This is a genomic window from Streptomyces sp. DSM 106670 (assembly GCF_055792845.1).
In genome coordinates, this window is sequence record NZ_CM147704.1 from 7,706,766 (window position 1) to 7,719,238 (window position 12,473).

Genomic DNA, 12,473 nt, shown 5'->3' on the forward strand with positions numbered 1-12,473 from the left:
TGCCCGTGACCTGCTGCCCCGTTGCCCTGGTGCCCCGTTGCCCTGGCGTCCTCGCCGTCGGCGGCCGGGTGTGAGTCGGTTCTCCCTTGATCAGCGCATTGGTCCGGTCCAGACTGGCCGCGGGCGCACTAGGGGGATGCATGCCGGACGAGGAAGAGGCCGAGGTCGGCCCGCGGGTCCAGTTGCTCCGTCGCCGCGCCGGGTTGAGCCAGGAGGCGGCCGCGTCGCGGGCCGGGGTCAGCACCAGGGCGTTGCGCGACATCGAGCGCGGCCGGGTCCGGCGGCCCCGGCCGCACACGCTCCGCAGCCTGGCCGAGGCGCTGGAGCTGAGCGGCAAGGAACTGGCGGACCTGCTGACCGCCGCCGCCCGCAACGGGCCACCGCGCGACACCGGCCGGCCGCACCTGCTGATCCTCGGCCCGCTCACCCTCCGACGCGGCCGGACACCCGTACCGGTCACCAGCCCGATGCTGCGCCGTCTGCTCGGGCTGCTCGCGCTCAAGCACCCCGAGCCCGCCACCCAGCAGGAGATCACCGATGTCCTCTGGCCGTCGGGGCCGCCGCACTCCCACCCGAGTCTGATCCACACCTACGTCAGCCAGGTCCGCCGGCTGCTGGAACCGTGCGGCCCGCGGACCGACCCACCGCCGACCGTCGTCCGGACGCCCACCGGCTACCGGCTGGAGGCGTCCCGGAGCCAGATCGACCTCGGCCACTTCGACGAGCTGCTGGCCCAGGCGGAACGCCTACGCGGCGCGTCGGATCCGGAGACCGTGTACGCGTCACTCGCGCAGGCTCTTCGGTGCTGGCGGGGCCCCGTCCTCGCGGACGCGGACCCGGTGCTGCGACGGCACCCGGCCTCGGTGGCTGCCGACGAACGGCGGGTCAGGGCCGCGCTGTTGTACGCCGACACGGCCCTGTCGCTCCGCCGCCCCGAGGAGGCCGTCCCGGTGCTGGGGGACCTGGTCGCCGCCGAGCCGCTGCACGAGGGGCTGCACGCCCGGCTGATCCTCGCGCTCGCCGCCTGCGGTGAACAGGCCGCCGCGCTCGACGTGTTCGGCCGACTGCGCGACCGGCTCGACGAGGAGCTGGGGGTCGAACCCGGTCCGGAGGTCCGCGCGGCGCACCTGCGCGTGCTGCGCCGCCAACTGCCCCGCGCCCAGCGCCTCGACGACACCGCCCGCGCCGCCCGTACGGTGGGCGTCGGCCCGGTCCCGGCCCAACTGCCCGCCATGACGGACACCTATGCGGGGCGGCGGCATGAGATGCGGGTGCTGGACGGCCTCGTCCATGCCGATCCGGCACGGCGCTCGCACCTGGCGGTGGTGGTCGGCGCGCCCGGCATCGGCAAGACCGCCCTCACCACGCACTGGGCGCACGCGCGGCGGGAACACTTCGCGGACGGACAGCTGTTCGTCGATCTGCGCGGACACTCCCGGCTCCCGGCCCTGCGCCCCGGCGATGTCCTCGCGCAGTTCCTCCGGGCCCTGGGCACCCCGCCGGACGAACTGCCGGAGGACGAGGACGAGGCGGCGGCTCTGTACCGTACGCTGCTCGCCGACCGGCGTCTGCTGATCGTGCTGGACAACGCGCGCGATGCCGAGCAGGTCAGACCGCTCATCCCGGGCGCCCGGGGCTGCGCGGTGGTGATCACCAGCCGGAGCGAACTCTCCGGGCTGGTCTCCGGCGACGGCGCGCGCCGCATCGCTCTGGACGTGCTCGACCCCGACGAGGCCTGCCGGCTGCTGGGCGGCATCGTCGGCGCGTGCAATGTCGCGGCCGAGGACGATGCGGCCCGCAGGCTCGTCGCGCTGTGCGGCGGCCTGCCGCTGGCCATCCGGATCGCCGGTGCCAACCTGGTGGCCCGCAACGCCCGTATCGCCGACCACACCGCCGAGTTGGCGGGTGAGGGCATCCTCGACCGGCTGCACATCGAAGGGGACCGACGCTCGGCCGTGCGGTCCGCCTTCGACCTCTCCTACCGTGTGCTTCCGGCCGGGGCGCGACGGATGTTCCGGCTCCTCGGCCTGATCCCCGGCAAGGAGTTCACGACGGAGGACGCCGCGGCTCTCGCGGACTCGGCACCGGCCGCCGCGGCCGGACTCCTGACGATCCTGGCGGACGCCCATCTGGTGCGGCAACGAGCGGTCGGCCGCTACGAGTTGGACGTCCTGCTGTGCTCCTACGCCCGCGAGCTCCTCCGCAGCGACGGCGAGCAGGACCATGGACAGGGGGGCCAGAGGCCGGACGTCGGGCCGGGCCACAGGTCCGGCCAAGGGCCGGACTTCGGACCGGATCGCGGGCTGGACAACTGCTCCGGCAGTTCCGTCCTTTCTGCCGGTTCCTGCGGCTAGGCCGACAGCCACCGGAACACCCGCAGGTCAACGCACGTTCCCTCGCACGCGATCGGCCTTCTGGGTGCTCCCGTTCCCTCTGGCCGGACTGGAGGAGCGCGGCCAGGCCGTGACCGTACGGTTGCCGCACCTCAGGACCACCCCCTCCGTGCCGATCGACAGGAGCGCCCGCATGAGCCGGTACGACCGACTCGCACACACCTCGTCGGTGCGCCGGGTCCAGCAGGAGATGGGCAGCGCCACGGCGGCTCGCCGTCGTCTGCGGGAGCCGGCGGAGGAGGCCGAGCCGCTCACCGGCGCCGCGGCCGACTTCATCCGGAGCCTCGACGGCTTCCTGTTCGCCAGCGTCGGTGAGACCGGCTGGCCGTACATCCAATTCCGGGGCGGGCCAACGGGGTTCGTCCACGTCCTGGACGAGCACACCCTCGGCTATCTGGATGTCCGCGGCAACCGGCAGTACATCACCACCGGCAACGTACGCGGCAACGACCGCGTCGCGCTCTTCTTCCTCGACCATGCCCGGCAGACCCGCCTCAAGCTCTTCGGCCGCGCCACCGCCGTACCGGCCGACGAGAACCCCGCACTCACCGAACGCCTGGACTCGCCGCGTACCGAGGGCAGGGTCGAACAGCTCGTCACCGTCCGGGTCGAAGCCTTCGCCTGGAACTGCCCCAACCACATCACGCCCCGCTTCACCCGGCGAGAACTCTCCGACGCCCTGGGGCCGGTCCACGACCGCATCGCTCGGCTGGAACAGGAGAACGCCGCTCTGCGAGCGCGACTCGCCACGTAGCACCCCCCCGTCGCTCCCTCGCCTGGCCGACACCGATGACCGAAGGACTGAACGACCATGGAAGAACGCCTGGCGGAACACGCCACGGTGGTCACGCCCTCGCCGACAACCGGCCGGGCCGGTGGACCCGGCGGGACCGGCAGGCCCGGCAGGACGCCGTCGCCGGGCGAGCCCGCGATCTGGTCCCGCAACTTCCGGTACTACTTCGTCGCCCGCAGCGCCGGACTGCTCAGCTGGGCCATGCTGCCGGTCGCCGTCGCCGCCGGACTGCTCATCGACGGGTACGGCCTGGACGCCGCGGGCTACGCGATGGCCTTCCTGGTCGCCCCGTTCGCGGGCCTGGTGCTGTTCGGCGGGGTGCTCGCCGACCGGTTCACCGCCCGCCGGATGATGATCGTCGCGGATCTGGCCAACCTCACCGCACACATCCTGCTCGCCCTGCTCTTCATCCACGGCATCGACCACCTCTGGCAGCTGTACGCGCTGCTGGTGGTGGCCGGGACCGCCAACGCCCTGTTCCAGCCCGGCGCTTCCTCGACCGTCCCGCTGGTTGCGCGGGACGTGCAGGGCGCCAACGGGGTGCTGCGCACCTCCGAGGCGATCACCGGGCTGGGCGGCCCCGCGCTGGCGGGCGTCCTCGTCGGGTTCGGATCGACCGGGTGGGTGATGGTGATCTCCGCCGTCGCTTACGGGACCAGCGTGCTCTGCCTGTTCGTGCTCCGGCTCGGAACGGTGCCCGCCCCGCCGCCCGGTGAGAGCCTGTGGCGCAACCTCGCGGTCGGCTGGCGGGAGTTCCGCGCCCGCAGCTGGCTCTGGGGCGTGATCGTGATCTGGATGTTCTACGCGGTGCTCTCCTGGGGGCCGCAGCTGTCGGTGGCCGCCGGTGTCATCGTGCCCGAGCACGGCGCGCGGTCCTTCGGCCTGATCAACGCCGCGCTGGGCGCCGGAACCGTGCTCGGCGGCCTGCTGGCGATCCGCTACAAACCCGAACGGCCTCTCGCCGCAGGGGCGGTGGCGATGCTGGCGTACCCGCTCTACCCACTGGGTATCGTGCTCGGCCTGCCGGTCTGGGTGCTCGCCGCGGCGCAGGTCGCGGTCGGCGCCGGGATCGGCGTCTGGGGCGTCATGTGGGCCACCAGCGTGCAGACCCAGGTGCCGGGCGAGATGCTCAACCGCATCCACGCGTACGAGGTCGCGGGCTCGGTCGGCATGTATCCGATCGGCAGCGCGCTGGCGGGCCCCGCCGTCGGCGCGTTCGGCACCGACCAGGTGCTGCTGGTCGGCGTCGTCGTCTCCTTCCTCACCGCCGCCGCCCTGCTGGCCGCCCGCCCCGTCCGCACCCTGCGCCGGGTACCGGACCGCAGCTGAGACCGGGTCACCTATATCCGGGGGCGGATACGGACGGAGCGGATGCGGGCCGAGCGGCCGACCCGGGGCATGCTGTGAGGCGGGGGTACGCAGAAGCGCGCCACGGCGACGGCAGAAGGCGGTCCGGTGCTACGCATCCACTTCACGGCGGAAGACCTCGCGCGGACCCGGGTGGCCGCGACGATCGGAGCCGCGGCGGAGACCTACTACAGCCTGGAGGTGCTGCGGGAGCGCCAGGACGTCTCCTGCTTCCGACAGTGGCGGTCGGAGGCCGCGGGCCGCATGGGCCCGGACACCCGACCGCTGACCTCCCTGGTCCCGCCGCGCGGCCCGGGGCTCGACCTGCTGGCCCTGATGGGCGATGTGCCGTCCCTGGACCACGCCGTGGACCACTGGATGTCCGCCCCCGCGGCCCGGCTGCGGCGCGAGTTCGAGGGCGTCGACTTCGCTCCCGTACACCGCTCGTGGGCCCGTCGGGTGTACGGCGGAGACCGCGAGGCGCGACGCGAGTTCGCCGACGCGGTACGTGCCTGCCACCGGGCGGCCGTGGAGCCCTACTGGAACAAGGGGCGCTCCGAACTGGTCGATGCGTCCGCCCGGTTCACGCGTCTCATGCTCGACGGAGGCGTCGACCTGCTGCTGCGTTCGCTCTGCCCACCGCTGCTGCGCTGGCGTCCGCCCGTCCTGGAGGCGCCCTACCCGCGCCCCGTCGAGGTGCGTCTCCAGGGCCGGGGCCTGGTCATCACGCCCACGGTCTTCTCGCCGATCGTCGTCAGCCTGCTCTGGGATCCGCTCGACACCACGCAGCCGCCGCGCCTGACCGTGCCGGTCCTCGGCGAACCGCTGACCGGAGCCGGAACGGCCGGAGCGGACGGTTCTCCCGCCCGGAACCTTCAGGCGCTGCTCGGCCGTACCCGGGCCGCCGCGCTGCAGGTGACGGCGGAGGGCTGTACGACGACGGAGCTGGCCCGCCGCCTCGGTGTCTCGGCACCGGCCGCCAGCCAGCACGCGACCGTGCTCCGCAACGCCGGTCTCATCACCACCAGCCGCCGGGGCGGTTCCGTGCTGCATTCCGTCACACCGCTGGGGCGCACGCTGCTGAGGACGGGGTCGTACACCCTGCACGCCGGTCCTCCTCCGCCCGACCCCCTTTGATCCGACCCCCTTTAAGCCGTGACTTAAGAGCTGGGTCGAGCGCCACCGATCCTCCACCATGTGAGCCGCACACCGGCACACGTCCTGGAGAGATGTCTTGATGTCACATCGTTGGTCGGCCGCGGTCGCCCTGGGCTCGATGCTCCTGCTCGCCGGCTGTTCGGGCGGCGACGGGGAGGACCCGGCACCGGGCGGCGACCCGGGCGGCACCCCAGCGCCGAGTGCGTCCGCCCCGGTGCACACCCCGTTCGAGAAGATCCCCGGCGACGAACTCCTCCACACCGGCATCGGCGAGCCGCTCGGCATCCGCGTGAAGGCCGTCGACGCGATGTGGACCCCCGAACTTGCCGGCGAATCGGCCGCCGCGGGGCGGCACTTCCTCGCGGTCTACTTCGCGGCGACGGGCGAACTCGCGGACCGCGCGGTGAAGAACGCCCGGCTCACCGGCCTGACGCTGCGCATCACACCCGCCTCGGGCACCTGCGCGAAGGGTCTGCGCCTCCAGGAGGGCGAGATCGACTGCGTCACCGAGTCCTATCCGCGCAGCCAGCTCGCCGAGGTTGCCGACGGCGAATGGCGAAACTTCTCCTGGACCAACATGAGGGTCATGGGCTCGACCATCCAGCGGGGTGAGACGAAGATCGGCGTCGTCGGATTCAGCCTGCCCGACACCGTGGACCCCACCGCCTTCGAACTGTGCGCACCGACCAAGGAACACCCCATCGACACCACGGCCTTCCCGTGCGTGCCGGTGAAGGCGCCCGACAACAAAAGGAGTTGAGCGGTCCCGGCCCGCTCGCGGCGCCCCTCACACCGGTGCGCCCCGGCTGTACGCCCGCCACAGTGCCGCGTACTCACCGCCGTGCGCCAGCAGTTCGTCGTGCGTGCCCTGCTCGGTGACCCGGCCGCCGGAGAGCAGCACGATACGGTCCGCGTCGCGCGCCTGGTCCAGACGGTGCGCGACGATCACACTCGTCCGGCCCCGGGTCACCCGGGCGAGCGCCGTCCGCAGCTGATCGCCGGCCGCCGCCCCGGACTCGGCGGTGGCCTCGTCGAGCACGGCCACGGGCGGGTCGGCGAGCAGGACGCGGGCCAGCGCCAGATGCTGGACCGAGCCGTCGTCGAGAGGGGTGCCGCCCGGGCCGAGGACGGTGTCGGGCCCGGACTCCAGGCCCTCCGCCCAGTCGGCGCCCACCGTGCGCAGAGCGTCGCGTAGTTCCTCGTCGGACGCGGCGGGGCGGGCCAGCCGGAGATTGTCCGCGAGGGTGCCGCCGAACCGGTGGACCTCCTGCGTGACCAGGTACCGGACGGCGGGCGCCCCGGCGGCCCCCACGGTGATGCGGCCGCCCGTGGGTTCGCCCATGCCCGCGATCAGCCGGGCCAGGGTGGACTTGCCCGAACCGCTCGCGCCGACCAGCGCGACACTGCCGCCCGCCGGCACGGTCAGCGTCACCTCGCTGAGCGCCGGGCGCACACCGTCGTACGAGAACGAGACGTCCTCCACCGTGATCTGCGGCGGCTCCGGGGCACGCGCCGGGCGCGGCACCGCCGCCGTGTCGTCCCGGGCGTCGGCGAGGTCGGTGATCCCGACCAGCCGGGCCAGGCCCACCGTGGCCCGCTGGATGTCGTCCAGACTGCCCAGGAGCGCGCCCACCGGGCCGAACAGGCGGTGGAAGTAGAGGGCGGCCGCGGTGGCCGCGCCGAGCGAGATCGCCCCCGAGCCGAGCAGCGCGTAACCGGTCGCGAGGACGGCGGCCAGGCCGAGGAACTCCGCCGCGTTCAGCCACCCCGTGAAGCGGTTGCGCAGCCGTACGCCGTCGCGCTGCCGTTCGATGGCCCGCTCACCCCGGTCGGAGACCTCGCCCAGGTGCCGGTCCTGTGTTCCGTACGCGCGAATCGTCTCGGCCCCGTGCACCGCCTCGATGACGCTCTGCCCCCGCGCGGACTCCAGCCGCCGGATGTCCCCGTACACCTGGTGGGTGCGGGTGAGGAACCGACGGGTGGCCAGGACGTGGACGGGCAGGCAGACCAGGCCGGCCAGGGCGAGGCGGGGATCGAGGACCGCGAGCCCGACCAGGCTCAGACCGATGGTGAAGGCCGCTCCGGTCACATCGGGCAGGACGTCGGACGCCGCCTCCGAGATCGCCTCCACGTCGTGCGTCACACGGGAGACCACGTCCGAACTGTCCGAGGACTCCACCATGTCGACGGGCAGCCGGACCGCGGTCGTGAACACGTCCTCGCGCAGCGCGGCCAGCACCTCCTGGACCAGGGCGACCAGCAGCCGCCCGCCCACGAGGGCGAGGGCCGCGCCGGTGGCCGCGACGAGCAGCAGGGCCACGCCGAGCGCCGTCACCCGGCCGCGGCCGGACCCCTCGGCGACCGCGTCGACGAGGCCGCCGAGGAGGGGCGGGGTGGCGAGGGTGACCGCGGTCCCGGCCAGGAGCGTCAGCAGCGCCGCGCCGAGCCGGAGGCGGTGGACGCCGAGCCGGCGCAGCAGCTCCCGCCGGGTCCGGCGGGGACCGGCGATGGGCAGGGTGGCGGGTACCGGAGTCACCGGGGGGTTCCGTTCGGTTCGTGGCGGTCGGCGGCGGAAGCGGCGTCGTGTACGGAGCCGGCGCCGGGATCGTCGTCAGCATCAGCATCGGCGTTGGTCTCGGCATCAGCGTCGGCGTCAGCATCAGCGTCGGCGTCGACGTCGGCGGAGAGGTCGACGACCCGGTCGCAGGCGGAGAGCAGGATGCCGCTGGTGGTGACCAGCAGCGTGGTCAGGGGCAGCGCGCGCAGACCTTCGGCGATGCGCTGCTCGGTCGCCGGGTCGACGGCCGTGGTGGGCTCGTCGAGGACGACGACGTCCGCCCCGGCGTGCAGCGCCCGCGCCATCAGCAGCCGCTGGCGCTGCCCGCCGGAGAGCTTGCGCCCCCGCTCGCCGACCTCGCACCCGTCGCCGCCGATGTCCTCGATCACGTCGTCGACCATCGTCGCCCGCAGCACGGCGGGGTCGGGGTCGCGGCCCTCGGGCACGAGGTTCGACCGCAGCGTCCCGGAGAACACCGCACCGTGATGGGGCGGCGCGACGACCGACTCCCGTACCCGCTCCGGCCCCAGCTCGACGGCGTCGACGCCGCCCACCAGGAGTTCACCGCGAGCGAGCGGGACGCGGTAGCCGAGCCGGTCGCCGATGTCCCGGGCGTGGGCCGGCCGGCCGGGCACGACGCCGACGAGCTCGCCGTGCCCCAGCCGTACCGGTTCGTCGCGGCCGGGCGGATGCCAGAGCAGCGCCGGGGCGGTGGCGTCGGCCGCCTCTCCGTCCCGGCCGCCCCGGGGGGCCGGGACGGCGTCGATCAGCGGCGGTTCGTTGATCAGGTCGCTGAGCCGGCGGGCCGAGGCGCGCTTGTGGATCCAGTTGGAGGCGAAGGTGCCCACATGGGCGAGCGACCCCTGGAGGAACTGGGCGAGGCCCAGGACGGTGACGAGCTGACCGATCGTGATGCTCCCGTCGAGAGCGAGATACCCGGAGGCGGTGGCGAGCGCGGCCAGGAAGAGGCCGGACAGCAGCAGGCTCACGCAGCTGTACGTCAGCACCGACCGCGCGGCGGCGACGGCGCCCCTGCGCGACGCCTGGCTCGCGACGCGGTAGCGACGGGCCGCCTCGGCCTGGGCGTTCATGCCGGTGACCACCCGCAGACCGGTGATCATGTCCGTCGCCACGTCACCCGCGCGCGCCGCCGAACTCTGCTCCGCCAGCCCCCGCGCCTCCAGCGGCATCGAGATCCGGCGCATGATCAGCAGCACCAGGACCGTACCGGCGATCACGCCCGCACCGAGCGGGAGAGAGATCAGCAGCAGGGCCGCCGACGCCGTCAGGATCGCGGTGACCGTGGACGCCTGCTGGACGACGCTCCAGGACACCCCCGCGACACGGTAGGTGTCCGAGGAGACCAGCGAGAGCGCCTCGCCCGCCCCGGGCCGCCGCCGCAGCGAGAGCGGGTCCAGCAGCCGGGCCATCGTGCGCCGACGCAAGGCCTGTTCGCCGTATCCGTACACGGTCACCATCGCCGAGGAGGCCCGCTGGTACGACAGGGACAGCAGGGTGAACACCCCGGCGAGCACGGTGAGCCACCCGAGGAGGGCCTGGCCGTCGGAGGGGGCCAGCGCCCGGTCGATGACGACCCCGATGAGGATCGGCACCAGGGCCTCGCACAGCTGGTGGACCATGAACGCGACGGCGGTCAGACCGAGCCGCAGACCACGCCCGTCCCGCACCAGCGCGGTGCGGAACAGCGCCTGTACGGAGGCGGGTTCGAGCCCGCGGTGCACTGCGGGAGGGCGTGGTCCCGGGCCCTTCGCCGGGTGTCCCGCTGCCGGGGGCCGGGCCGGCGGGGTCGTGGTGCTCACGGAAGTCTCCTCGGGAGAAGGAAGGGAGGGGGGCGGACCGTGCCGGGGGAGTGGTCCGCCGTACGGTCACGGGCACGGGCTCGCGTACGGGGTCGTACGGTCATGGGCATGGGCATGGGCATGGGCATGGGCACGGGCACGGTCGTACGGTCATCGGCACGGGCTCGCGTACCGCCGGGCGCTCATCGGCGGCGGCCCGCGTACTGGCGCGCGAGCAGCCAGGCCAGGTAGGCGCCGCCGACGCAGACCGTGACCACGCCGACCGGCAGGTCGATGCGCTGGGCGATGTAGTCCGCGCCGACCAGGACGGCCGCCCCGGTGAGGGCGGCGGGCACGATGCGCAGGGTGGTGGAACTCCGGGTCAGCCGCTGGGCGATCTGTGGTGCGGCGAGGGCGATGAAGGCGATCGGGCCCGCCGCGGCGGTCACCAGCGCGGTGAGCGCCACCCCGACGACCGTGGCGGTCAGCCGGGCGCGCTGGGCACGCACCCCGAGTGCGACGGCCGCGTCGTCCCCCATCTCCAGATGGACCAGGGGACGCACCACGAGGGCGGAGCAGACCACGAGCGGGGCGAACACGAGGGCGGTCAGGCGCAGTTGCTCGAAGCCGAGCCCGCTGAGCGACCCGGCGCCCCAGGTGGCCGCCAGCATCGCCTGCTGCGGGCTGACGGAGAGGAGCAGCATCGAGGTGATCGAGCCGAGGAACGCGCCGACGGCGATGCCGACGATGATCAGCCGGAACGGCTGGAGGCCGCCCCGGTAGGCCAGCACGTACACCAGCAGCGCCGTCAGGGCCCCACCGATCAGCGAACCCGACGCCACAGCAAGGTAGTTGGCGGTGCCGAGCAGGAGCATCACGACGCTCGCGCCCGCGTACGAACCGGAGGCGAAGCCGATGACGTCGGGCGAGCCGAGCGGATTCTTGGTGAGCGACTGGAACAGGGCGCCGCTGATCGCCAGCGCCGCCCCGCACACCGCGGCGAACAGCAGCCTCGGCAGCCGCCAGGTCACCACAACGAGCCGGGCCCGGGGATCGGCGTCCGGGTCGAGGAGGGCGGACAGCACTTGGACGGGCGTCAGGCTGATCGATCCGGTGCCCAGGGTCACGACGCCGAGCGCGGCGACCACGACGGTGAGGACGGCGCAGACGAGGACGGCCCGCCGGTCGATGCGCAGCGCCACCCCGCCGCGCCGCAGGGTCCAGGTGGCGCGGCCGAAGCCGACCTTGCCGGGTCGCCGGATCGCGCCACGGGGGCGTGCGGAGCCGGCCTGCGGCGGAGCGGCAGGGGGCGGCTGGGGCACGGTTCGGGTGCTCACAGGGTGCTCACCTTCCGCCGCCGGACGAGGGCGACGAGGACAGGGGCGCCGACGAGCGCCGTGACGAGACCGACCCGCAGCTCCCCGGAGGGCAGCACCACCCGGCCGATGATGTCGGCGATCAGCAGGAAGGCGGGGGCGACGATGACGGTCACCGGCAGGATCCAGCGCTGGTCGGGGCCCACGAACCAGCGCACGATGTGCGGCACCATGAGTCCGACGAACGAGATCGGACCGGCGACCGCGACCGCCGTTCCGGCCAGCAGGGTGACGGCGAGGATCACCACGCCCCGGGTCACCGCCAGCCGTGTCCCCAGGGAGCGGGCGATGTCGTCGCCGAGGGCGAGGGCGTTGAGCGAGCCCGCGCTGAGCAGTCCGAGCAGCAGGCCCGCGCCGATGAGCGGCACGGCGACCGGAAGGATGTCGAGCGACCGCCCGCCGATGGATCCGACGCCCCAGAACCGCATGACGTCGAAAGTGGTCGTGCTCTTGAGCGCCATGGCGCTGGTGAAACCGCCGCACACGGCGGTGAACGCGACGCCCGCCAGAGTGAGTTTGACCGGAGTGCCGCGATCCGCCCCGATCGAGCCGAGGGCGTAGACGAGCACGGTGAGCCCGAACGCCCCGCCCAGGGCGAACCAGATGAACTGGCCCGCGGCCGTGTACCCGAGCACGGCGACCGCGAACGTCACCGCGAGGCTCGCCCCCGCGTTGACGCCGAGGATGCCGGGATCGGCCAGAGGGTTACGGGTGAACGCCTGGATCAGCGCGCCGCTGAGCCCGAGCGCCGCACCGACGACCAGCCCGATCACGGTGCGTGGCACACGCAGTTCGCGCACCATGACGTGCTCGTCGGAGTCGTCGAAGTGGAGCAGCGCGTCCCACACGGTGCCGGGCGCGATGGCGCGCGCGCCGATCATCACGCTGAGGACGGCGACGACGAGGAGCAGACCGGCGGCGGTGAGCAGGATCAGCAGGCGGTGCCGGTGACGCCGGGCCGGGCCCGCGTCGTCGCGCGGGCCCGGCACAGCGCGCTCGGCGCCGGCGGTGAGGTCACCCGTGGGTGGGGCGGTGGTCATGGTTGTCCTT

At 73.7% G+C, this 12,473-nt stretch carries 9 protein-coding genes; 5 read left to right on the forward strand and 4 right to left on the reverse strand.

The features are described 5' to 3' along the window. Nucleotides 1-140: 140 nt before the first annotated feature. The 5 genes from ACSMXR_RS34080 (at nt 141) to ACSMXR_RS34100 (ending at nt 6,451) form a co-directional block, all read left to right on the forward strand. Entirely contained in the window at nt 141-2,354 is a 2,214-nt protein-coding gene (locus ACSMXR_RS34080; protein WP_473170668.1) for a BTAD domain-containing putative transcriptional regulator, read from the forward strand. 172 nt (nt 2,355-2,526) lie between these two features. Then, the gene (locus ACSMXR_RS34085; RefSeq protein WP_381908874.1) at nt 2,527-3,147 is read left to right on the forward strand and encodes a pyridoxamine 5'-phosphate oxidase family protein; all 621 of its coding nucleotides are present in this window, start codon (nt 2,527-2,529) and stop codon (nt 3,145-3,147) included. 57 nt (nt 3,148-3,204) lie between these two features. Beyond that, nucleotides 3,205-4,515 (forward strand): MFS transporter, encoded by a 1,311-nt coding sequence (locus ACSMXR_RS34090; protein ID WP_473170669.1) that lies wholly within the window; start codon nt 3,205-3,207, stop codon nt 4,513-4,515. A gap of 126 nt (nt 4,516-4,641) precedes the next feature. Then, the gene (locus tag ACSMXR_RS34095) at nt 4,642-5,670 is read left to right on the forward strand and encodes an ArsR/SmtB family transcription factor (RefSeq protein WP_473170670.1); all 1,029 of its coding nucleotides are present in this window, start codon (nt 4,642-4,644) and stop codon (nt 5,668-5,670) included. A gap of 100 nt (nt 5,671-5,770) precedes the next feature. Further along, entirely contained in the window at nt 5,771-6,451 is a 681-nt protein-coding gene (locus ACSMXR_RS34100; protein WP_473170671.1) for a hypothetical protein, read from the forward strand. Between the two features lie 27 nt (nt 6,452-6,478). Here the strand turns inward: ACSMXR_RS34100 and ACSMXR_RS34105 are convergent, their stop codons facing one another. The 4 genes from ACSMXR_RS34105 to ACSMXR_RS34120 form a co-directional block, all read right to left on the reverse strand. Further along, nucleotides 6,479-8,227: an ABC transporter ATP-binding protein gene (locus tag ACSMXR_RS34105; protein WP_473170672.1), complete on the reverse strand. Its 1,749-nt coding sequence runs from the start codon at nt 8,225-8,227 to the stop codon at nt 6,479-6,481. Continuing rightward, the gene (locus ACSMXR_RS34110) at nt 8,224-10,068 is read right to left on the reverse strand and encodes an ABC transporter transmembrane domain-containing protein (protein WP_473170673.1); all 1,845 of its coding nucleotides are present in this window, start codon (nt 10,066-10,068) and stop codon (nt 8,224-8,226) included. The genes ACSMXR_RS34105 and ACSMXR_RS34110 overlap by 4 nt, the downstream gene beginning before the upstream one ends. Before the next feature lie 182 nt (nt 10,069-10,250). Next, nucleotides 10,251-11,384 carry a FecCD family ABC transporter permease gene (locus tag ACSMXR_RS34115; RefSeq protein WP_473170674.1) on the reverse strand — a complete coding sequence of 378 codons (1,134 nt, stop codon included), beginning with the start codon at nt 11,382-11,384 and terminating at the stop codon, nt 10,251-10,253. After that, complete coding sequence (locus tag ACSMXR_RS34120) at nt 11,381-12,463, reverse strand: FecCD family ABC transporter permease (protein WP_473170675.1); 1,083 nt, start codon at nt 12,461-12,463, stop codon at nt 11,381-11,383. Before ACSMXR_RS34120 ends, ACSMXR_RS34115 begins: the two co-directional genes overlap by 4 nt. Between the last annotated feature and the right edge of the window lie 10 nt (nt 12,464-12,473).